This is a genomic window from Bacillus sp. 179-C3.3 HS (assembly GCF_047229225.1).
In the GTDB taxonomy this organism is placed as follows: Bacteria; Bacillota; Bacilli; order Bacillales; family Bacillaceae; genus Bacillus.
On sequence record NZ_JBFEFT010000005.1, the window covers coordinates 93200 to 116285 of the forward strand.

Annotated in this window: 22 protein-coding genes; 2 read left to right on the forward strand and 20 right to left on the reverse strand. The window is 37.7% G+C overall.

Annotated features, from left to right (window positions below):
* Nucleotides 1–8: 8 nt before the first annotated feature.
* The 3 genes from AB1K80_RS05365 to AB1K80_RS05375 form a co-directional block, all read right to left on the reverse strand.
* Nucleotides 9–134 carry a hypothetical protein gene (locus AB1K80_RS05365; protein WP_412855591.1) on the reverse strand — a complete coding sequence of 42 codons (126 nt, stop codon included), beginning with the start codon at nt 132–134 and terminating at the stop codon, nt 9–11.
* 43 nt (nt 135–177) lie between these two features.
* Entirely contained in the window at nt 178–507 is a 330-nt protein-coding gene (locus tag AB1K80_RS05370; protein WP_412855592.1) for a hypothetical protein, read from the reverse strand.
* A gap of 155 nt (nt 508–662) precedes the next feature.
* Nucleotides 663–1853, reverse strand: a complete 1191-nt coding sequence (locus AB1K80_RS05375; protein ID WP_412855593.1) for an MFS transporter — start codon at nt 1851–1853, stop codon at nt 663–665.
* A gap of 157 nt (nt 1854–2010) precedes the next feature.
* On the opposite strand from AB1K80_RS05375, the gene AB1K80_RS05380 reads away from it, so the two are divergent.
* The gene (locus tag AB1K80_RS05380) at nt 2011–2574 is read left to right on the forward strand and encodes a sugar O-acetyltransferase (RefSeq protein WP_412855594.1); all 564 of its coding nucleotides are present in this window, start codon (nt 2011–2013) and stop codon (nt 2572–2574) included.
* A 380-nt stretch (nt 2575–2954) separates the two neighbouring features.
* On the opposite strand, the gene AB1K80_RS05385 is transcribed toward AB1K80_RS05380, so the two are convergent.
* The 7 genes from AB1K80_RS05385 to AB1K80_RS05415 form a co-directional block, all read right to left on the reverse strand.
* Complete coding sequence (locus AB1K80_RS05385; protein ID WP_106028876.1) at nt 2955–3302, reverse strand: DoxX family protein; 348 nt, start codon at nt 3300–3302, stop codon at nt 2955–2957.
* Between the two features lie 91 nt (nt 3303–3393).
* Entirely contained in the window at nt 3394–3819 is a 426-nt protein-coding gene (locus AB1K80_RS05390; protein ID WP_289383192.1) for a MarR family winged helix-turn-helix transcriptional regulator, read from the reverse strand.
* Nucleotides 3820–3882: 63 nt separating this feature from the next.
* Entirely contained in the window at nt 3883–4137 is a 255-nt protein-coding gene (locus AB1K80_RS05395; RefSeq protein ID WP_412855595.1) for a hypothetical protein, read from the reverse strand.
* Between the two features lie 348 nt (nt 4138–4485).
* Nucleotides 4486–4602, reverse strand: coding sequence for a maltose acetyltransferase domain-containing protein (locus AB1K80_RS05400; RefSeq protein WP_412855597.1), 117 nt, complete (start codon nt 4600–4602; stop codon nt 4486–4488).
* Between the two features lie 76 nt (nt 4603–4678).
* Complete coding sequence (locus AB1K80_RS05405) at nt 4679–5659, reverse strand: carbohydrate kinase family protein (protein ID WP_412855598.1); 981 nt, start codon at nt 5657–5659, stop codon at nt 4679–4681.
* Between the two features lie 53 nt (nt 5660–5712).
* Nucleotides 5713–7182: a glycoside hydrolase family 32 protein gene (locus tag AB1K80_RS05410; RefSeq protein WP_412855599.1), complete on the reverse strand. Its 1470-nt coding sequence runs from the start codon at nt 7180–7182 to the stop codon at nt 5713–5715.
* A gap of 1 nt (nt 7183) precedes the next feature.
* A complete protein-coding gene (locus AB1K80_RS05415; RefSeq protein WP_412855600.1) occupies nt 7184–8437 on the reverse strand; it encodes an MFS transporter in 1254 nt (417 codons plus the stop codon).
* A 306-nt stretch (nt 8438–8743) separates the two neighbouring features.
* Here AB1K80_RS05415 and AB1K80_RS05420 point away from each other — a divergent pair, with 306 nt between their 5' ends.
* Nucleotides 8744–9727 (forward strand): LacI family DNA-binding transcriptional regulator, encoded by a 984-nt coding sequence (locus AB1K80_RS05420; protein WP_412855601.1) that lies wholly within the window; start codon nt 8744–8746, stop codon nt 9725–9727.
* A 217-nt stretch (nt 9728–9944) separates the two neighbouring features.
* Here AB1K80_RS05420 and AB1K80_RS05425 read toward each other — a convergent pair whose 3' ends face one another.
* The 10 genes from AB1K80_RS05425 to AB1K80_RS05470 all read right to left on the reverse strand — a co-directional run bounded on the left by AB1K80_RS05425 (nt 9945) and on the right by AB1K80_RS05470 (nt 22957).
* The gene (locus AB1K80_RS05425) at nt 9945–11804 is read right to left on the reverse strand and encodes a GH32 C-terminal domain-containing protein (protein WP_412855602.1); all 1860 of its coding nucleotides are present in this window, start codon (nt 11802–11804) and stop codon (nt 9945–9947) included.
* Between the two features lie 49 nt (nt 11805–11853).
* The gene (locus AB1K80_RS05430) at nt 11854–12501 is read right to left on the reverse strand and encodes a carbohydrate ABC transporter permease (protein WP_412855603.1); all 648 of its coding nucleotides are present in this window, start codon (nt 12499–12501) and stop codon (nt 11854–11856) included.
* 197 nt (nt 12502–12698) lie between these two features.
* Nucleotides 12699–13646 carry a carbohydrate ABC transporter permease gene (locus AB1K80_RS05435; RefSeq protein ID WP_412855604.1) on the reverse strand — a complete coding sequence of 316 codons (948 nt, stop codon included), beginning with the start codon at nt 13644–13646 and terminating at the stop codon, nt 12699–12701.
* Nucleotides 13647–13667: 21 nt separating this feature from the next.
* On the reverse strand, nt 13668–14969 hold the full coding sequence (locus AB1K80_RS05440) for an ABC transporter substrate-binding protein (protein ID WP_412855606.1): 1302 nt from the start codon (nt 14967–14969) through the stop codon (nt 13668–13670).
* Between the two features lie 760 nt (nt 14970–15729).
* A complete protein-coding gene (locus AB1K80_RS05445; RefSeq protein ID WP_412855607.1) occupies nt 15730–16875 on the reverse strand; it encodes a choline esterase in 1146 nt (381 codons plus the stop codon).
* A gap of 432 nt (nt 16876–17307) precedes the next feature.
* Complete coding sequence (gene arsC, locus AB1K80_RS05450; protein ID WP_412855608.1) at nt 17308–17727, reverse strand: arsenate reductase (thioredoxin); 420 nt, start codon at nt 17725–17727, stop codon at nt 17308–17310.
* Between the two features lie 14 nt (nt 17728–17741).
* Nucleotides 17742–19040 carry an arsenic transporter gene (locus AB1K80_RS05455; RefSeq protein WP_412855609.1) on the reverse strand — a complete coding sequence of 433 codons (1299 nt, stop codon included), beginning with the start codon at nt 19038–19040 and terminating at the stop codon, nt 17742–17744.
* Nucleotides 19041–19052: 12 nt separating this feature from the next.
* Nucleotides 19053–19367: an ArsR/SmtB family transcription factor gene (locus tag AB1K80_RS05460; RefSeq protein ID WP_289385712.1), complete on the reverse strand. Its 315-nt coding sequence runs from the start codon at nt 19365–19367 to the stop codon at nt 19053–19055.
* 742 nt (nt 19368–20109) lie between these two features.
* Nucleotides 20110–21375, reverse strand: a complete 1266-nt coding sequence (locus AB1K80_RS05465; protein WP_412855610.1) for a glucuronoxylanase — start codon at nt 21373–21375, stop codon at nt 20110–20112.
* Between the two features lie 43 nt (nt 21376–21418).
* Nucleotides 21419–22957 (reverse strand): glycoside hydrolase family 43 protein, encoded by a 1539-nt coding sequence (locus AB1K80_RS05470; protein WP_412855611.1) that lies wholly within the window; start codon nt 22955–22957, stop codon nt 21419–21421.
* Nucleotides 22958–23086: the final 129 nt, after the last annotated feature.

The following is a 23086-nucleotide window of genomic DNA, read 5'->3' on the forward strand; positions in this document are numbered from 1 at the left end:
TAGGGCATTTAGCTCTCATGGTTGCCAAACATACTAGTAATGGCATGAACCACTTCAATTCCTTGATAAACGAAAAGAGAAATGGACGTGACCGAGAATAAACCTAGAATGAATAAACGTAAGAAAAATAACATCGTGTAAAACCTCCCAATTTTTGTTTTGATTTAAATGGTTGGGTTAAACACGTGCTAATCCGAAATAAGAAGATTGATAGAACACTGCAAGTAAATGCTTCTTTTTCCGGTCAAATTGATCAGTATAGGTGATGCATGCAAATCCAGCTAATACACTACCAATGATCAGCAATGCTGTAAATGCGGCAAATACTGTGCTCACATGTTTTTTTTCATCGTCCATTGTTTGAACAATTTTCATTTCATGTGATTCTTGATCAGCGACCACCTTTAAATGGTGATAACCTTGAACGGAATGAGGCATTGAGAACAAATGAAAACTTGCAAATGCGATGAATATGACGGCTAACTTTAACAGCATATGTCTTTTCATTTTTCTCACCCCTTCCTGTTTTTTCATGAGCTTACCATGTTTTCAGTTATTTGAAAAGTCTTCATCTTTTCTTTCCCTGAGTGAAAATGGTGTAAACATGAGACATATATGAGACTATTTCTCTCTGTAAAAGGTTTCAAATTATTTTTTTACATCTATGACTCTAGCACTTCTTCTTGAGATTGTCCTGAGTGCGGCTTTGCGACAGCTTTTGTAAAGATTCCCGCAATACATATGGCCACAAGGACAAAAATAAATGCATTGAGTAGACCCACTTCATTGGCGAGAAGACCTAGAATTGGTGGTCCAGAGAGAGAGGCTGTGTAACCTGATAAAGTGACAATACTCACACGTTTGACCGCATACCGGCTATCATCACCAGCAGCAGAAATGGTCAGCGGGAAGCCTAATGAAGCTCCGAGGCCCCATAAGAAGATTGAGATCATGCAAACAATAAGAGAGATTTTTAAAATCACAAGGAGTAGACCGATAGCAGCCGATATAATGGCGATTCGTAGCAATAATACTCTGCCGAACCGATCAATTAATTGTCCGCTGATCAGTCGTCCGGTAATCATACCGCATAAAAATAACGCATAGATGACGGTACTCATTGAATGTGAAACTTGATATCCATCCACCATTGCAAGGGGAATCCAATCATTTGCAGAGCCTTCTACAAAGGCAAGACATAGCGCGATCATCGCAAGAGATACGGTGCGCTTATTAAGCCAAGTATTTTGTGAAGGTTGAGGTTCTTTTGATTGTTTCTCGCGCTTGTCTTTTCCAGTCCCATGCGGAATAAACCGAGTAGATGCAAGAATGCTGAATAAGAAAAGGCATGCAATGATGAGCAGATGGTTCATGACAGAAACACCTAGATAGATCAGCAGAATACCAACGCCTGCACCGATCAATGTCCCAATACTGAAGGAAGCATGTAAGATCGGCAGGATCGTTTTACTGATCCTGTACTCAATTTCAGTTCCTTCTAAATTCATCGCCACATTACACATACCTGAGCCCATTCCAAAAAGAAAAAGTCCAGTCGTGACAACAAGAGTTGAAGGGAGCATAGAACCAACAGCAAGTGTGGCGAAGCCCATAAACATCAAAAAGGCGCTTATGACAATCGCCATTCGTCCGCCTTTTGTTCGTACGAATACATTGGAGAGAACAAGACCAACAATTGATCCAACCGATAAGCCAAGTAAAATGAGTCCCATTGTTCCAGTGTCCGCTTGTAATACATCTCTTACTTCTGGAGTCCGTGAAAACCACGTAGAGATAGAAATCCCGGACATTGTAAAAATCACAATGATTGCTTTATACCACTTTAATTCCATCTAATCCCTCATATCTGATATTCTATATATGTTCAAAACGCAAACCAACTCGATTATAAATGAGACTTCGTCATTCGTAAACAACATAAAGGATCATATTGCTGGAAACTTGTGAAAAGGTCATGATGGAGAAAGAACGAATAGGGGAGAGATCAACATGAAAAGCGAAAAAGAAAAGATGCTCCAAGGAGAATACTATCAACCAAATGATCAAACCTTGAGGGAAGATCGAGAAAAAGCTAGAAAACTGACATTTGCCTACCAGCAAACAGGTGACCCAGAAAAAAGAAGAGCCATTCTAAAGAAATTGTTAGGTGCTAGCGGTGAAGATGTGGTGTTCGAAGGACGATTGCAATGCGATTACGGATATAATATCGAAGTAGGCGAGCATTTTTTTGCGAATTTTGATGCAGTCTTATTAGATGTTTGTAAAATCACCATTGGGAATCATTGTTTATTAGGACCGAACGTACATATTTATACAGCTGGACACCCGCTTGATCCAGTAGAACGCGCAAAAGGCATTGAATTTGGTCAACCAGTAAATATTGGTCATCATGTTTGGATTGGCGGAGGCGCGATCATTAACCCAGGTGTCACCATTGGCGACTGTGCAGTGATTGCATCCGGATCCGTCGTGACCAAAAATGTTCCATCACATGTTGTGGTTGGTGGAAATCCAGCGAAGATCATAAAATATCTTGAATCATCAACAAACTGAATCTGACGGTTGAACGTTGGATTTTTTTATTTTATCTCAATAAGATAAGTATACTTAATTTTGAGATGCGGAAAAGTGATCTGTTTTACAACTTCCTAGAATATATATTATGTAAACTAATAAAAAGAAATGAATAAATAAATCGTTTAAAACTTGTTGTACAGGTGCCGCGCTCATTCTTTCTGTCCCTTTGTTATTCAAATCCAAACTAGAACAATCTGGGCTGATGTTTACTGCTGGATCAGCAGGCGCTTTCGCAGTTTTTGCTATCTCATGCCTAGTTCTTCGAAAACGATTCAATCGCTAAAAAACCTAAACACAATCCACCATTAGAAAAATGGAGATTTGTTTAGGTTATTGTGACTTACCTTGATATGAACTTAAAGAATGTGGTATAAGCTGACCCCAATACTAAGAGCGAATAAAACAAGTGCAGGGATTGCTTTTTTAAAGGGGTCTTTGGCCAATACGATCAGAGTAAATGCAGCTGCCAGCATCGTGCCTCCTAACAATAAGCCTGATAATAATGCTAATGTTGGCATCCATATGCCAGCTAGCATTCCAGCAGCGCCTATTAGCTCAAGAGCCCCCGTTAAAACATTGAAAAATGCGGGTAAACCAAATCGTTTGAACTCTTCTGCCATTTTTCCTGATATGATTTTTGTTCCTGTTAGGAAAAAGAAAACGGCCAATACAATTTGTAGAATAAGAATGAAAATAGTGATCACATCTTTCTAAGTTATTTGACCAAAAGGTGAAATTTATATGTCATAGCATATATCGTACCAAAATAGAGGTTGTTCCAACCTTACAGATTTATCAAGATGAATAGTGTGAATGAAATAATTTGTTTAAAAGTAATTTTAATTGTTGAATCTCTTCATCGCTTAATTGATTTGTCACAGTTCGATGTGCATCCATGACGACAGGAAGAATCGCCTTTTTGATCTTGTCCCCTTTTTCTGTTAAAAACAGGTGATGCGAGCGCCGGTCTTGTTCATTATAGATTTTTTTGACAAGCCCTTTTCGTTCCATTGACTGGATCATTCTTACGACAGTGGTTTGATTTTTATCAATGCCTTCTGCCAATTCCTTTTGAGTCGAGCCTTTTTCACGGCTAAGAATACTAATAATGCTCCACTGTTCTGGTGTAACTCCGTACGGCTTTAACCTATTCGTAAAATAATTCGTCATTTTCACATCAGTGCGATGAACGAGATAACCTATTAAATCATGTAACTTCATGTAAACACCCTCTAACAATTTTATATGCTATAGCATTTATATTAGTGGAGCGGTTTAACATTGTCAAGCTGATTTGATAAATTCTTCTGAAGATATGTGCGAACTATTCTTTCTCCACTCAACAGAAGCTCCGTGAATTCCCCAACTTAAAAAAACAGCCGTGACCTTTAACACTTGTTTTTCGACATTTGTATATTGATTCACTAACAATTGATAAAAAATAATTTCAAGCTGTTCACGAACAATTGGAGCAAGTTCAGTTTCATATTCTACTTGTGTACAAGGACATGAATAAGGGTCCATTCGGGACATGAACAAGGGGCCATAACCTCTTCCCCTATTACGGCAGGTGTTGAACGTGGTGAAAGAAATATTACACTCGATACATTAGAATTAGAAAAATTGTTACTGGTACTGGAAGTTAAACCGGTTACTTTTTTTCTGTTAGTGAAGAAGATCATTTGCTTGAAAATTTTAAAGCTCATGTTTGTTTACTCTCTACTCGATCTCACTCTGAAGTAGAGCTTATAAATAAAATATCTCAGGAAATTTTTGGAATGATTGATTCACAGACCAAAAAGTGAATTTAAGGAAAAATGAATTTTCCTGTTTATTGAAAAAGTGCAGACGAATCTAACAAGCGAGGTTGGAAATATTAACCTCGCTTTAATGCACCTTATATATTCTAATCTGCCTTCTAACATGTTCTCGATGGTTTCTTAATTGTGCGTCTGCAGGATTATACATTTCTCCATCTAACATCTTTTCTTTTTCAGTCCTCATTATTTAAATCCTTTCTTTTAACCCTTACTTATATCGTGAATTTCATACTAATTCCTAACTATAAATACATATTTTCTTATGCTCTTTGAGTAGCAATAAAATTCATTATATGTTGTTTTCTAGGTGCTGCGTGAATCGCTCCTTTAACTGAGGCAGTAAGTGCCCCACTTGCATTAGCAAAGGTAAGCAACTGTTGATGGTGTTCACTCACTTTTTGACATAGATTGTCGCACGATATATCAATTGAAAGCAATTCAGATAAAAAACCACCTATAAATGCATCACCTGCTCCGGTTGTATCTGAGACAGTCACTTTAAATCCTTTATCCTCGAATTGTTCTCCATTTTTCAAATAAATAATGGCTCCATCTTTCCCTTTGGTATAAACCACCACTTTTACATTGCCAACAAAAAGAGAGTTAATAGCTTCCCTCTCTCCCTTAATATTGGTTATAAAAAATAATTCTTCATCTGATACTTTCACGATATCTGCTAAAGGTAAAAAGTCTAGAATTGTTCGACGACAGCTTTCTTTGTCAGGCCATAAAGGAAGACGAACATTGGGATCAAAACTGACAATCCCCCCTATTTTTTGAAAACTATCTATTACTTTGATATGAGTTTGTTTCATTGGACTTTCGACTAAATCTACAGAACAAAAATGAAGAAGGTCTCCCTTATCAAACCACTCTACTTTCACCTCGTTTGGTAAAAGTAATAAGTCAGCTGAATTCTTTCTATAAAAACTGAAGTCCCTCTCTCCCAATTTATCTATAGATACGAATGCCAAACCGGTCTCTCCTTCATTGCATCGAATAATATATGAAGTATCAACCCCATTTCCTTCAAGCACATCTACTAAATAATCACCAAAGCTATCATTAGCTATTTTCGTTAGCATAACAGAATTTCCCCCGTATTTTGCAATCGCAATTGCAACGTTCATAGGAGCTCCCCCAGCCACACGTTCAAAACTAGTAACTTCTTTTAAAGACTTTTCTTTTTGAACAGGAATAAAATCAATTAATGTTTCGCCAATACAAAAAACTTTTTTCAACATCTTCACCCCAAAACAATGAACAAGTGCTTCTACACTTGTTCATTCATAGTTTATTTCCAAATATCTTTTAACTTCCAGTATGTTAAATCCTTAACCTTTACATCTTCAATATCTGTAAATATTTCAATGCCTAATCTATCTTCAGTTGGATAAATACGACTTGTCATAGTTGCTTGTCCTTCATTTGCAAATATTTCAATAGAGGATCGATCAAGGAATAAGCGTAAGGAAAGCTCTTGATTTGCTCTAAGAATGGTTTTTCTTATACCATCTTCAACTTTACCAGACTTAGAACAATCGAGTTTAAGTGTTTGCTTGTCCAAGTGATACGTTAATACAGTCTCTTCCTGGTTAATTCCACGAATTCTTATTCCAACCGACTGAGCGTTACAATTGGTTAGGTCAAACACAGCTTTTATTTCAAGTAAATCTTCGTTTGTTTCTATTAAATAGCTATTAGAAGTTACATTGGTAAGTGTATGATGTTCAATCTCACGTAATAAGTTTAATTCTTCCACAGGATTCATTAAAACTTTATCATTCTCTCCTAAAGTAACTTCACGTGGTAATGTAAGTGCTCCACACCATCCATCTTCTTTTGTTGGCATATCTGACTCCCACATATCCATCCAACCAATCGCAATTCGACGACCTTTCTCATCCAAAAATGTTTGAACCGCGTAAAAATCATGTCCATTATCTAACTCAGTAAATCCCCCATGCACAAACTCGTTTGTTTCGTAATGATAATCTCCAATCAAATAACCTGTCTGAAATAAGTTATGATATAAATCTCCTTCTTTTTGAATCCCTTGTGGAGAAATCAAGAGGACATACTTTCCATCTAATTCAAAGAAATCTGGGCACTCCCACATATATCCAAGATTCTCGTCACTTTGCGCAAGGACGCCAATGTACTCCCATTCACGTAGATTAGAAGAACGATACATAATAACTCTTCCAATATTATCCTTAGTTGAATTTCCTAAAATCATATACCAAACATCGTTATGTTTCCATACCTTTGGATCACGAAAATGACGTGAACTATCTGCTGGTGGCTCGGCAATAACTGGATTCTCTCCAACTTTCTCGAAAGTAGTACCATCTGTACTGACCGCAATATTTTGATTTTGATAGAAGAGGTCCTTTTCTTTATCGGTATAATGATGTCCAGTATAGATTAAAGTTAGTTCTCCATGATTATCGACTGCACTTCCCGAGAAGCATCCATCTGTATCACAAACATCTCCGGGAGCTAAGGCTATGGGCAAGTGCTCCCAATGAACAAGGTCCTTACTTTTTACGTGTCCCCAATGCATTGGACCCCAATTTTCATCATATGGATGATGCTGATAAAATACGTGGTATTCCCCTTTATACTGTACTAAACCATTTGGATCATTGATCCAGTTCGCTGGTGCCATGATATGATAACCTAGTCGATAACGGTTATTCATTTTTTCTTTTGTATTCTTAAGTGCCTCTTCTGCTTTCTGAATTCCATTTACTGATAACATCCTAATATCCTCCTAGATAACTTTTTGTATCCTTTTTTACCTTCACTCGCGATTCTATGACTTTTTCCGAATTTAATAACGTGAAAATTGAAATAATTGTGAAACAAAAAACCATGATTCCCATGATGATATAGGTATGACGAAAACCTATATTATCGTATAATCCACCTGCGATTGGTGAAAGAATAGATGCACCTACTTGAGAGGCAAATTGAAAACCGACTAAATATAATACAGAAGATAATCTTGTATCAAAATTCGCTGCTAAATACTTGAAAATAGCAATCAACATAATCGGTAATTCAAGTGCGTGAATTAATTTCATGGATGAAATTCCAATTGGTCCAATGACAAGTCCAGATCCAATGATTCGAAAGGCCATTAGAAGTCCTGCTAAAATTAAACTATTCTTTGCGCCAAGTTTATTGACTACAAATGGGGCAAGAAACAACATCCCAGCTTCTAAAAATACTTGGAAGGAATTTAAATATCCAAATACTTGATTGCCTAAACCTTCAGTTGGAAATAAGGATGCATAATAAATTGGGAATTGTTGATCATAAACGCTATAAACACATGTCACTCCGATAACATACATCATTAAAAACCAAAAATCTTTTAATAGAAATAGTCGTCCAACGTCTTTTAATGTAACAGAATCGGCTTTTTCCATTTCGTGATCTGTCATTTCTATTCTTACGGACATAATGATTGTGAGCAATATGATGGCTGAAACAGATGCTACCCAAAAATTAATATGTGGGTTGATATTAAATATCTGTCCCGCAAAAAATGTAGCTGCTGCCCATCCTAACGAGCCCCACATTCTTGATTTTCCGTACTCAAACTTATACTTACGACTAATCTTTTCAACGTAAGATTCGATGGCTCCGATGCCAGCCAAAAAAGCTACTCCTAAATATAGTCCCCCAACAACTGCACCTAAAATGACATTGTATTGTAATAACGGTCCATAGATAAAAATATAGAATGGTCCTACAAATACAAGTAATAAACTGATAAAAAATAAGACATTTTTCTTTAAACCTATTTTGTCAGAAATGTAACCATACAAAGGCTGTATACATAAGGCAAAGATAGCGTTTACAGAAAAAATCAAACCTGTTTCTGAACCATTTAATTTTATTTCTTGCCCTAACCAAATAGAAAATAAAGAATAACTAGCAGACCAAGTAAAAAAGAAAAAGAAGAAATATGCACTTAACTTCCAATATAGACTTTTTGAACCTTTCACATTAAATGCCCCTTTAGCTAGTGATGTAGAATAGTTTTTAAATATGAAAGCACTTTCAATATTATTTTATGTCAACCGGTTTCATATGTCAACCGGTTTCATTGTTGAATATTCAAATAATTCCGATCTTTGTTCATTGAATAAATATATTATAATTAAATTGTGAATGGTTGTAATCGGATTTATGTAACATGATGGAGCAAATTTATTGCAGTATAAGTCCGTTCCATTCAATGCATTTTACTGTTACAACATATCTCAGTATAATACGAATAAATGGTTCTTAAGAAATTAGGAGGAAATAGGATGAAACCCAAAATTAGCGATGTGGCAAAAATAGCAGGTGTTTCGCCAACAACTGTTTCCCGCGTATTAAACAATCGCGGTTATATAAGTGATGAAACAAAGAAAAATGTCTACAAAGCAATGAAAGAGGTCAATTACTTTCCTAATGATATTGCCCGTTCTCTATTCAATAAACGAACAAATCTGATAGGGATCATCGTACCTCAGACAAGCAATCCATTTTTTGGTGAGCTGGTTTTTCATATTGAAAGTATCTGTGCTTCGCTTAATTTTAAGGTGCTGCTGTGTAACAGTTTAAATCGGATAGATAAAGAAGAGAAATATTGGGAAATGTTGATACGAAATCAAGTAGACGGTGTAATAGCTGTGACATATAACCGAGGTATACTAGATTATCATAACCACACTCTCCCCATTGTAGCGATTGATCATTATTTATCGAAACAGATACCTACCGTTTCTTCTGATAATTATTCAGGCGGAATACTAGCAACAGAATTATTAATTTCTAAAGGTTGTAAGCATATTATCCATATTAACGGACCCATTCAACTGGAAACACCAGCAAATTTAAGACGGAAAGCATATGAATATGTCATGAATGAACAGGGAATGACACCGATTACGTATGAAATTTCAAATACATTTGATCGTAAAATTCAGCAAGAGGTCATTTGTAAACTTTTCGATGAGCATCCAGAGGTAGATGGTATTTTTGCAAGTGATGACTTAATTGCAGCCTCAGTTATGGTTGAGGCACAAAAAAGAGGAAAAGACATTCCAATTGAACTAAAAGTCATCGGATATGATGGAACAGAAACCAGTCAAACCTTGCTACCTGGATTAACAACAATACGTCAACCAGTTGAGTCAATTGCTAAAAAGGCCATTGAGATTTTAACAAAAGAAATTGAAGGTGAATTTAACGATTTACCACTTGAAACAAGCTTGCCCGTTAAGCTTTTAGAAAGAACAACCACTTAAAGATAGTATCTTGATATATTATTTTGACACTTAGATGTCAACCGATTAGCATGAATTAATTTTTAAAAAAGCTTAATAGTAGCTTTCTAAAAATGAGTATGCTCTAGGTTCAATAGTCTCTAATCAAAAAGACAAACTTCATCAATTGGTGAAGTTTGTCTAAAATGACAGATTTGAATCCGTTTACATTTTAACGTTAAATAGATTGATCTTTATTCTAGTTCCCTACCACACTCACAGGTAACTTTGTAATAACTCTTCCACTTTTGTCAGAGATTTTGATAGTTGTGTTACCTGTCTTTAACCCTCTCAATGTTCCTTGGGAACCTATAGCTTCGGTAGATACTTTTACAATTGACTTGTCAGTTCCTTCCCACTTTAACTCACCTTTGTAATCTAACCAATCCGGCTTTGCTACTGCTTGAACATCCCTTTTTTCGCCTATTTTAAGAACGACTGCTTGTTCACTTAATGTAATTCTTTCTAACTTGTCCTTTTTGAGTTTATCACGCCAAATAGAGTTTAAATGATGAAATTGCAGAGAGTCTACACGTACTTTACCTCCTTTTGAATATAATTCAATGCCACGATTAGCTGGATTAGTATAAATTAAATTTGTAAAAGTTTGTTCCCCATCATTAATAAATACTTCAACCGATGATTCATCCACAAAACCATGAATTTTGATTTTCTTGCGATTCTTTGGATAATCAGTTTCATGACGTGAACCAAATGCAAATGGTTTTCCATTTCGATCGATTAATTCTTTCAACCCAGCATTTGTTCGATCAGTAAAAACCTTGTGATTTTTCACATCAAGTCCTATATCTGTGTGCTCTTTTCCTGAATCCCCTCGTCGCACACGAATTCCAAACTCACGTATTTCCTTCCATGTCATTTCTGCTTCAAATTCAAATGTACTCCCTTTAAAATTAGTAATCTTTTTATTGCCTTCGAACGTAAACGGTTTAAATTGTGTAGTGGTTGCTCTTAATTGTTTTAATTCATCTACTGGTTCTTGTACTAATTTAATTTGACCATTTTCAATTGTCCTTAAGGTCAATTCACGAGGGATAGACATATTACCCATCCACGGAGATGTTGGTGATTGGTATGGATAACGCCAATTAGACATCCATCCAATCCAAATACGTCTTCCATCTTTTTCGGGAATATCAGAGAATGTCTGCCCAGCGTAGAAATCCTGTCCTATATCTGTTGTCAGAACTGTCTCTGGCCCATTGTCATTTTTGAATTCTTTTCCATCAAATTCGCCAATAAAATATTGAGCAGTTGATCCATTTGTTTCATCATTATCGCCAACACTTACATGAAGAACCCATTTTTTCTTTCCACTATCGTCAACAGGTAGCTGGAACAAATCTGGACATTCCCAGACTGCTGCATGTGAGCCTTCCTGGTCACCAAATCGGCTCATTCTTGTCCACTTTTTCAGGTTTTTCGACCCGTAAAAGGTAACACTTTGATTGGTGGATACAACCATTACCCATTGTTTTGTTTCTTCATGCCAGAAAACTTTAGGATCTCGGAAATCCTTCCCTTCATTGTTTGGAAGAACTGGATTACCTTTATATTTTACCCAGGTTCTACCGTTATCTTTACTATAAGCGAGACTTTGTTGTTCTAAGCCATCCAATGTGTTAGTAAAAATCGCAACAAGACCAGATTTTCCATCAAAGAAGCCACTTGTGTCATTCCAATCCACTACAGCACTCCCTGAAATGGCCTCGCCCAATTGATCATGTCCGAACGCAATCGGCATATGTTTCCAATGAGTGAGATCTTTACTAATTGCATGAGCCCAGGTTCCATTTTGTTGATGGAACAAATGATATTCTCCTTTATAAAAAATTAAACCATTTGGGTCTGCTAAATGACCTTCGGGTTGTGAAAAATGGTATTGTGGACGATATAATTCATTGTAGAAAGTAACTTCCGAGATATTCTCCTTATAATCTGTCCCTTTTGCTACATCCTTCCTCACAAAATAACTAAATGATGATAATCCAATTACGGCTATAAATAGAATAATGATCTTTCTCCTAAACGTAGACATTCAACACCTCGACTCTTGTTTATTCATTTTGCGAATTATATACTATTTTTTATTTGATGCCTGTCCCTGAACCACCAATACCCTCCAAAATATACCGTTGGGCTACGATATAAATAAGGATTAATGGAATGGTAGATATGGTGAGTACAGCCATCACTTGATTGGTATAAACAGGATCTGTACTATTAATTGCCGTGATGGCTACTTGGATAGGGAATTTGGACTTGTCCGTCAAAACCATCAAAGGCCAGATATAATCATTCCAACTTCCGATAAAGGCTAAGGTTCCAACTGTAGCAACAGCCGGTTTGGACATCGGTAACATGATCCTTAAAAATATTTGCCACGTATTTGCTCCATCCAACTTGGCTGACTCAATAATCTCTGCAGGTATGGCCATAAAAAAGTTTCGGAATAGATAGATATTGAATGCCCCTGCTAAAACAGGCAAGATGACTGCAAGGCGAGTGTCTACTAATCCTAGTTTCTGAACTATAGTAAATTGTGAGATTAAGATGGTTTCGAGTGGGACGATTAAAAGGGCCAATAAAAGACCAAACAGTACTCGTTTCCCATTAAAATTCAATTTAGCGAACGCAAAACCTGCCATCCCATTGATAATGACAGAACCAGTTGCGACACATAGACCATAGATCAAACTGTTTACTATATAGCCAAGTAAGTGAAAGCGTGACAAAACTTGCTTATATGATATAAACCAATTTGACGGATCGAACGAAGGTAGGAAAGCTTTGACACTATTCATATGATGATATACTTCTGCTTCTGGTTTCATTGATGATGCGATCATCCAGAACAATGGAAAAATAAATAATACCGCCAGTAGAACCAAACAAATGTATTCTAAAATTGTTAAGGGTCCGAAGTTCCGTCTCAATAGTCATCTTCCTCCTTCACTAATCTTCGTTGGGCTAGCGTAACCAATCCAATAATTGTTCCAAAGAGAAGAGCAATTGAACTAGCATATCCAACCATTCGATCTGTAAAACCAGTTTGATAAATGTAATATACAACTGTCATCGTGGAGTTGATTGGACCTCCTTGTGTCATGACCATTGGTTGAACCAGTAATTTAAATGCACCAATTAATGTCGTTATCAAGATAAAAACAGAGGTTGGCTTTAGTAAAGGCAATGTAATGTAAATAAATCGTTGCCATTTATTAATTCCATCTAACTGTGCAGCTTCATAGACATCCCCAGGTATGTTCTGCAACCCTGCCAGAAAAATTAGCATCTGAAAGCCAGCTCCCTGCCATGCTGAAACAAAAACTATTGTAAACATCGCTTGCTTAGGGCTTGTTAAGAACGGTTGAGCTGAGAGGCCAAAATGCGTGAGTACATTGTTGATGATTCCTTCATTTGGATTTAACAAATAGAGCCACAGAACAGAGATAACAACCAGCGACATGACTACAGGGCTAAAGTAGGCTACTTTAAAAAATGTGTTAGCTTTGCGCTGTTTGTTTAACAGGAGGGCTAGCCCAAGAGCTGCCCCTATTTGTAAAGGAATTACCCAAACAACAAATTTTAGAGTGTTCACTAAACTTTTCAAGAAGATAGGATCCTTGAATAAATTGATAAAGTTATCTAATCCGACAAATTTACGCATATCGGGCGTTAACAGGTAGTAATCTGTGAATGCATAGTAGATGGACATAATCGCTGGAATAATGAGGAACAGCAATAAAAGGAATAATGCCGGTCCTAAAAATGTATAAGCTACTACGTTTTCTTTCCATTTCATTTTATTTTTGGTCTCTTTTGATTTTAGTGGAAAATTGGAAACGGTCTTATTTCTTTTTAATCCAGTTTTAATCATAATGCCTCCTTCTAGCTGCTTTTATCGATTCGCCTTATCGATAGCTTCCTGCATTTCTGTAGCACGTGAATCTAAGATGTTTTTGATATTTTTGTTTTGATCATAGAAACTTATATCATCAATTGTTTGTTGGAAAGCACGTGTTACTTGTGGATACGCTGATGTTACTGGTCGAGTGTGTCCTGATTCCTTTAATTGTTTCATGAATACATTCATTTGATCAGAAAATTCTTTTGTAAGCACTTTCTCAGAAGAGTAACGAACTGGTAGGGCTGCAATTGTGCGACTTAATTCTAAATTTGAATTTTTATTTGTCATCCAATCCACCAATTTAGCAGACCATTCTTTATTTTCAGACTTTTGTGTTGTTGCAAACTGCCAACTTCCTGAAGGTGAAACCAGTCTCTTTGTTTTTGGTGATACGGGATAAGGCATCACACCATAATCAACTTTTTGAAAGTTTGTTTCCAGATCTGTTACTGTCCATACACCACTAAACTTCATTGGATACTTTTCTGTTTCAAAAGCTTGTTTGACGGGGGTACGCGTTGTATACCCTTCTTTTAACATTGTTTGAATAAAACGCAATGCTTCAACAGTAGGCTTCTGATTAAACACACCTTCTGCCTTCGTACCATCTTTTGAGAGAATTTCTCCACCTGCAGACCATACAAATGGTGTTAGAGCATACGTTAACATTTCATCTTTTGATTGTAATTGCATATCAATAGCCGGTTTATTATATTTTTCTTTTAACGTTTTACACAGGGCAATAAATTGATCCCATGTCCAAGGTTTATCAACTGTCGGTAACGTATTTAAATCAACGCCTGCCTCTTGTAACATTTTTTTATTGTAGTAAATTCCCACGGATGATTCACTAGCACCAATTGCATACAATTTGTCTTGATATGTTCCTTGTTGCTTAATACTCGGTAGTAAATCATCTTGATCTTTCACATACTCATCTAGTGGAGCAATGATGCCAGATTTAGCATAAGCAGCCGTATTCGGCCCATCTAAAGTAATAACATCTGGTAATGTACCGGTTGTCAGTGCTGCGTTCACTTTATCTTCATACCCACCACCGTTTCCACTACGTGGAATAAATTCAATCTTAGCTTTAATATCTTCAGATGCGTACTTCTTGTTGAAAGCTTCTACCCGGTTTTTATAAACTTTACCTTCTTCATTATCATCAGATACATGTACCCACATTGTGATGACTTTTTTTCCATCACTGTTGACACTTTGATTTTTACTACATCCTACTGCAGCAAAAATCAGTAATAAAGCTATACTTACAAATAGCCACTTTTTCATACATTCCACGTTCCCCTCTTTTATCTTTTCCATAAATATAAAAGCGCTTTCAATGAAAATTTTATGTCAAGCGGTTTCACATGTCAACCGGTTGACATGAAATGTTTGAATTTTCTTTTTTATTTATTGCTCTTTGTTATATCCAATTCTATATCTATCATTCAAAAGTTATTTAAGTGATGAATGAAATAATTTTGTAATGACGCTTACGCTCATTTTTGCGTTTTCTTTTGTATTTTTCAAAACAAGTGTAGTTTAAATGCTTATTCATGTCCATTCCCCCTACTGGTCTTTTAAAGAGATTTCTCAGTAAAGATATCCTCTCAATACCAGTAGGGGCTGCAGCCTTTTGTGTGTTGCACACAAAAAAGAGCCTTTGCTGGATCCTTTTTGTTTAGATATTGCTGAATATATTGCAAAACACAACGCTCTCATATTCTATTTTAATTAGGTTATTAGTATTGTTTCTACTTAAAATTATTGCAGGTTTTAACCCACATAAAAAGTTTGTGACACCCACACTTTTCTCTCCTACAAACTAAATACTCGTAATAATGTCAATTGTGCGAACGATAATCATCAATAAAAGATACGTTATTAGACTTGATTACTATGGGTCCGCTTTTGTCTTCCAAAATAATAATGGATCCACATTTACCTTCTTGTACAGCTTAGTGTAATATGAAAAAATCTCTACGTCCTTAATAAATGAAATTGTTCAAAAAGGTTTTTCAGTTTGAGTATTTTCATTTCAGTTATGTCACTTGTTGCTGGTCTTCTTGATCAAGTCCACGCCATCGTATGCCAGACTTTCCACACTTGCATCCATCTGCGGCAAGTAATGATCAAAAAAGTTCTTCGTATAGTCTGTCACAAGATGTCGCATCTCCATAGCATTCCGTTCGCCTCTGAGTTCCTCATTAACACTGGTAAACACGATGTCGCAGTAATCTAAATGCGCAACACGATCAACAGAGAAATAATAGGTTTCCATACTGTTGTTAGCGCCAATGATCGCATTCATATTATAGTTAGGTTCAGAAAATAGCAGCAAAAAGGGTTTCTTCAGGTCGCTGTCGATAAGACCGAACGCACCACTATCCAAGCCAATCCCGCAGGCGAACCGGTCGTCGTCCCGGCAAACAATCGCCGCCGTTGGCCCTCCATAAGAATGTCCGACTATGCCTATGCCGATGTCAAGCAACAATCTGTCCTTAAAGATGGAATTCACCTCTCCAGAGTCCAGTTTGTATAGATAATCGGCTACATACCTGACATCTTCTGACTGTAATTCACTATACTTCATTAACTGGTTAAGTATCGGCAGTGTAAGGACGTTACGGCACATGTCAATGGCCGTTTCATCGTCAGGCCGCATCTCCATCTTACTAGAAAATGCCATCATCTCCGGATCTTCAGAAAACGCCATCATGACATCGGAAAAATCCTTTGATACATTAAACAGGCGCCCGTCTTTACGCTTATACATCGTGCTATTCTGATGGCCGATGCTTACGACAACATACCCAATGCTTGCCAAATCTGTACAAATCACTGTACCCCATTCTGGAGAACCGCCCCCGCCGCAAACATAGAATAACACCGGATAGCGATTTTCCTTCTCGGAAAGAGCAAGGTCGTCGTAACACTGAGTCTTGATATCGATAGAGAAAAAATCCTTCTTTTTAAGATACTCAGTGACAAGTGGCTGTTCATTAAGCATCTCGTAGACTTCTGGAAACATGTACGTTGATGTAGTCTTCCCTTCGCTACTATCGGACGGATAGTACACAAACGCCGTCAGTTCCCTTTTTGAGTGATCTGATGCCGTGTAATCAACATCCATTTGGGTTCGCCCGACAGTAAAGCCACCAATTGGTTTTGGAAATGCATCATCAGTTTTCAATTTCTTGTTCCCCCTTTCTTAATAAAAGTGGTGAATGTGAAATACATACATTGCGCTATAAGCGCTTTTCAACAATCTGAAACTATTACATCCTATCTTCAGTGAATCATATATACTCCATGGCTTTCTTGATATCGCTACCAATTTCAGAAATATTTATGATTCCCTTCATCATGTCTTTGTACAAAAGTTGAAACATGTAACTAGTTTAAATAAAAAATACCATCATTGCCAAAAGATCAAAGGACATGATGGTATTATAGAACATATTAAGTTGGTTCGATTAATCGCCTGTCATTGATCTTTTGGCTTCGTTGTGCTTCGTTGTATTTGTATGCTTCTATTTAATTAATCATATATCCAATTTGCACATTAGGAATAAGCATAATATAACCCGATTGTTTCAATCGGCTGATTACGTTATGAATGCTCTTATTCTCCAGTCTTAGCAAACTGTTTCAATCGATCTCCAATTTCATCTCGTACTCTTTGGAAAAAAGCCCACTTCTCTATTTCTGTTCCTTCTGCTTTTGCTGGATCATCAAAGCCCCAATGTACACGTTTGACATGAGAGGGTGTCATCGGGCATTTATCAGCTGCATCACCGCATAGTGTGACGACTAAGTCAGCATTTTGTAATATGTTCTGATCAATCAGGTCAGACGTTTGATTAGAAATATCAATCCCTATTTCTTTCATTGCTTTTACAGCATTCGGATTTAATCCATGAGCTTCAATACCAGCGCTATAGACCTTCCACTCATTTCCAAGATGTTTTTTAGCCCATCCTTCAGCCATTTGACTACGACAAGAATTGCCGGTACATAAAAAGTAAATTGATTTCTTTGACATGTTGATCTTCTCCTTTAATGTATAATGATTAGCCAGAAATACAAAGCTAATAGTGTGATGAATAGTGTTGGTACTGTGAGAATGACACCGATTTTGAAATATGACCCCCAGGAAATCTTCACACCTTTTTGAGATAGTACGTGAAGCCATAAGAGTGTTGCCAAAGAACCTATAGGTGTAATTTTTGGACCTAAATCAGAACCAATGACATTTGCGTAAATCAACGCTTCTCTCATCATTCCTTGGGTATCAGTACCGGATATGGCTAATGCATCAATCATGACAGTCGGCATATTATTCATGACAGATGAAAGAATTGCTGCGATAAATCCCATACCAAGAGTCCCTACCAATAAACCTTGATCTGCTACAGCTTGAATCACGCTTGAAAGAGCATCAGTGAGTCCTGCATTTCGCATGCCATAGACAACAACGTACATGCCGATTGAAAAGAAAACGATCGCCCATGGCGCTTCTTTTAATACGCTTTTAGTTTCAACAGCAGGGCTTTTTTGGGCAATGATTAAAAATATGATGGCGATCACGCCAGCTATGACCGATACAGGTATGGATAAAGATTCGCTAGCAAAATACCCAATCAATAAAAAAACCAATATATACCAAGATAATCTAAACATTTTTGGATCTTTTATTGCTTCATGAGGGTGCTTTAACTCAGTCAGATCATAGCGCTTAGGTATACTCTTTCTAAAGAAAAGGTATAATGCAGTGATACTCGCTAGCAATGAGAAAAGGTTTGGCACAATCATTCTAGATGCATATTCGATAAAAGTTATTTGAAAATAGTCGGCTGTTACAATGTTCACCAAGTTACTTACGACAAGGGGAAGCGAAGTTGTATCTGCAATAAAACCACTCGCAATAATAAATGGGAACACAATTTTTTCATTGAAGTGTAATGCTCTGACCATGGCTAAAACAATGGGTGTCAAAATTAGTGCTGCACCATCGTTTGCAAATAAAGCAGCTACGGCTGCACCTAAGATAGTGACATACACAAACATACGTAGCCCACTTCCTTTTGCAGCCTTTGCCATATGCAGTGCTGCCCACTCAAAAAAACCGATTCGATCTAGTATGAGTGAAATGACGATAATGGCGACAAAAGCTAAAGTCGCATTCCAAACGATGCCTGTCACGGTCATCACATCTTCAACATTCACAACACCTATAATTAAGGCTAAAATAGCTCCTCCACATGCTGACCAGCCAATCGATAAGTTTTTTGGTTGCCAAATAACCAATCCCAAAGTCAACAAAAATATGAGTAATGACAATATGGCAAAACTCAAACTCATCCCTCCTTACGAACAAGAAACGTTAGTTCCGTTATGTTGAACCCTTTTTAAAAGATCATCTTCTTTGTCTATTTGATTTAAGATCATCCGAATCGTCTCAAATTCTGGACACAGTGTATTAATTGAATAATAACGCCACTGTCCTTTTCTATTTTCGTGGACAAATCCAGCCTTTTTTAATTTTCCTAAATGTTGACTAATGGATGGTTGACTCATTTCGAACATATCGACTAGTTCACAAACACAATATTCCTTCTCCAAAAATAATTTCATCATGATCAGTCTTGTTTGATCGCTAAGTGCTTTTAAACAATTCGTCATATGCGTCACACCAATTGAAACATTAGAATCCACTATGCTATGATCCCCCCTCTTTTTCAAATATTAGTCACTGTTTTCAACTCCTTTATTAGTATATAATCAATGACTTATATAAACAATAGATTATATGAGTCAAACCAAAAATTTATTCATGGATAGAAATATGGCATTCAATGTTTTCTCATTTTTAAATAAAGTATTTTCATTAAAATTGAAGTAAAAAAAGCTTATGTTTGGGAACATAAGCTTTTTGGATATCTATACTTTTTTATAACGATTTGAAAGATATCGTCTCATTTTTGTGATGACACAGGTACACATGCTTAGAAAGGTCATAGTCACTACCCAATATATATTTGACATGACGAACCCCGTATAGGCAAATATGAAATAGTCGAAACTACAAATGTGATGATTAGAACGACATACTCGCTAAAAGGTAACCAACAATCCCCCAAACCAAAGATAACAATGGCAATGTAAATAAGATTAGAGCCATCGGGTGAAGAAAGAATACGCTAATAAAATCCACGCTCCTTGCCAGTTATTTTATGACTTCCAAGCTCTCCAAACCAACTGTAAGCAATAAAAACTTTTTGTAGCATGCTTATTCAATAAGTTTATATGATATGGTTTTTGTTGAGCTAGTTTTTGCTGCATTTACATATGTGGCATGATAATACTTCTTCATCCAAAGCCCATAACCAAAATAAGAAACTCAGCTTGTTGCAATTCGATGTTTTTAACGCTTTACTACAAATGTTGTCACACTTTGAGCCGGAAGATGGGTCCAAAATTGATTGCCTGATATCGTTACATCTGTTCCAGGCTCGAGGTTACTGCTTTTGCTTGTGATCCACCTCGATGCTTCTGAAACAGTTCCATTCTGCATCACAAAGTGTTGATTGACTCCTGTATTGTTTTTATTGATCGCCACAATGACGACTCTATTCTCACCTTTATAGGCTGATACGAAAACATTCGGTTCAGGACTTTTCGTTGCATCAATCCTTACGTAGCCAGGACGAACAAATTTGGAGAAATGTGCCATGTTGTATCCGCGTTTGCTGATCATCCCATCTTCTTTCATAGGACCATAAGACCTGCGGATGTACCACCACACATATGCTTGGAAATCCCCTTCTACCATTGAATGGTGAATATGCTCTGAAACCCCTAATGCTTCAGGCCAACGGTCCGCTGAGTTGTTGTCACTATTCGGGTAGTATACTTCTGTCATCCATAGCTCTTTTCCTCCTCCTTTTTGTTTAAAAAGCGGATATGGAAGCTGGCTGATTTGGGTCCCGTACAGGTGAGCACCGAGAATGTCCATATTTCTAAGCGCCTGCGGATCATTCAAAATGGGGTCCGATAGATTTTTTAGGTATTGAAATGATTCTGGCGCAATTACACGGGCATTGATGGAACCGGCATTTTCTCTCATGAAACGCAAGATTTCCTGCGGGGTCCACCATGTCCATTCGTGTGCATAATCTGGCTCGTTTTGCACTGAAATGGCATAAAGATTCACCCCGTTACTCTTCATATAAGTCACAAAGTCGTTTAGATGCTGAGCATATGCTGCGTATTGATTGTATTTAAGCCGCTTAGCAGTTGTTCCATTACGATTGAAGGTCTCGACCATACTGCTTGGAGGGTTCCATGGCGAAGCAATCACCAAAGCTCCGTGCTCTATCGCGCGTTTGGCAGTGGCGACTTCTCTGTGCCAATTATTTCTGTTCTCGTCTACATATATTCTAAGAATAGAAAACCCTAATTGATTCTGTCCATTGCCAAAGGCGGTTTCCCTTTGAGGTGCTGTCAAATCCCCGATCCAAGCTGGGTGGTTCATTCCGCCAAAGCCACGAATCACCTGTCTTTCCGCATTTATATTTACATTGGCATCACTTGCTGCAGATACTTTAGTCACTCCGGGTCCTATGAACATGAGAGGCAACATGGTGAAGCAGGCCAATAAAGCACAAATTGATTTTTTTACACATGACATCGAGTTCCCACTCCTCTACCCAATATTTCTGCATCTGCCTTTGTTACCTTTGAGTAAATTGCCATGAATCAAATTGAAATAGGTTTCCTGCACCTGTTCCGGTAAAGACAAAAAATACGTTGTGCACGCCTGTTGCACCGTTAACCGCAGTTTCAATTTCTCGCCAGTTTTGCGTTCCGCCTGTTGAAGGAACATGGAGTGTTCCGACTAGTCTGCCGCTTGTACTGCCAAGTCGTACTTCTATTTTCCCGCTTGTAGCGGATGCGACATTGGCTTTAAATGTGCTTGCACCGCTCGATCCAAAGTCTACATTCCCCGCAGCCACCCAATCTCCGTTCTGAATATTGGTGACATGTTGATTGTTGACCGGCCCTCCGGGTGCTGAAGAGTCTTCTGTCAAAATGCGTCCATTCCAAGCAAACGTTTCAGCTTCTGTCCTTTGATAAGGATTCAGATTGGACAGCTGTTTGACCCCCTCATAATTGGCTGCTACTTCTTGAAGGGAGCCATTTGTCTGATGCACTAGCTTATTAATATGCGGAGAACGGTACCCTTTTCCGGCTCCGAACAGAGCGGAGCTGACAGTTTGCGTATGATACACCACATACCACTCATTTTTAAAATTGAAAACAGCATGATGGTTGTTTCCACCGCCTCCAAAAAATGCGCCCGGATTTTTCAGGAAGTGCCCTCTATACGTAAAGGGGCCCATCGGACTTGAGCTGGTCATATAACCAATCTCACCAGGGGGTTTGTCAGCTGGGTGTGTGCCGCCAAAATTGATACAATAGGAATAGTAATAGGTTCCGTTATACTTGTGCATGCCTGAGTCTTCAAACATAAAAGGGGCATCAATGGTAGAAGCACTGCCCGCAACACTCGTCATATCTTCCCCTAATTTCATGACTCTGGCTGTTTTTGGATTCGCCCACTCTCCCTGTGTTGGATTTGAATCGCCAGGAACACCTCCGCCGGCATATAGGTAACCAGTACCATCATCATCTACAAAAACTGCTGGATCAAAAAGCCATACAACCCCCGACATGCCTGGCGTACTTGGCGTGACGAGCGCTTTTCCGATTGGATCCGTCCACGGACCAATTGGGCTATCTGCTGTTAGAACCCCGATACCTCCCCCACTGTTCGCGAAATAAAGGAAAAATTTATCCTTACCATTGATCTTTTTCACCGCGGCTGATGGGGCCCAAGAAGCTCCCGCCCATTTGGCAATGCCTCTCCCACCATTTGCCCCGTTGGCACCTGCTACTGGAATGGCTCCATGATCAGTCCAGTTCACCATATCCGCTGACGAGATGACAAACACCTTATTTAAATTGGCAAATGAATTATCCTTAATTGTCCCGTTGCTTTGATACTCGTAGTCATCACTTGACATATAAATATAGACTCTTCCGTTATAGGTCAGTGCAAATGGATCTGCCCCCAAATGATGGTCAATTAGCGGATTTGACTTCCCTACTTGTTTTGCAATGGGGCTGCTTACAGCCTTCGCATTACTCCAAGGTACACAGCTCAATATTAAAGCCATAACCAAAAAACATACACTACACTTCTTTCTCATCGCTTTACATCCTCCTGGTATCTAAGATAGGGTTCCTTCAAAAATATGTTGTCGTTTGACCATGGAGAATGCATAAAAAGACTTATTTCTTGAGGGTGTGCGTGTACATATGAGCGTATGATTCTCACC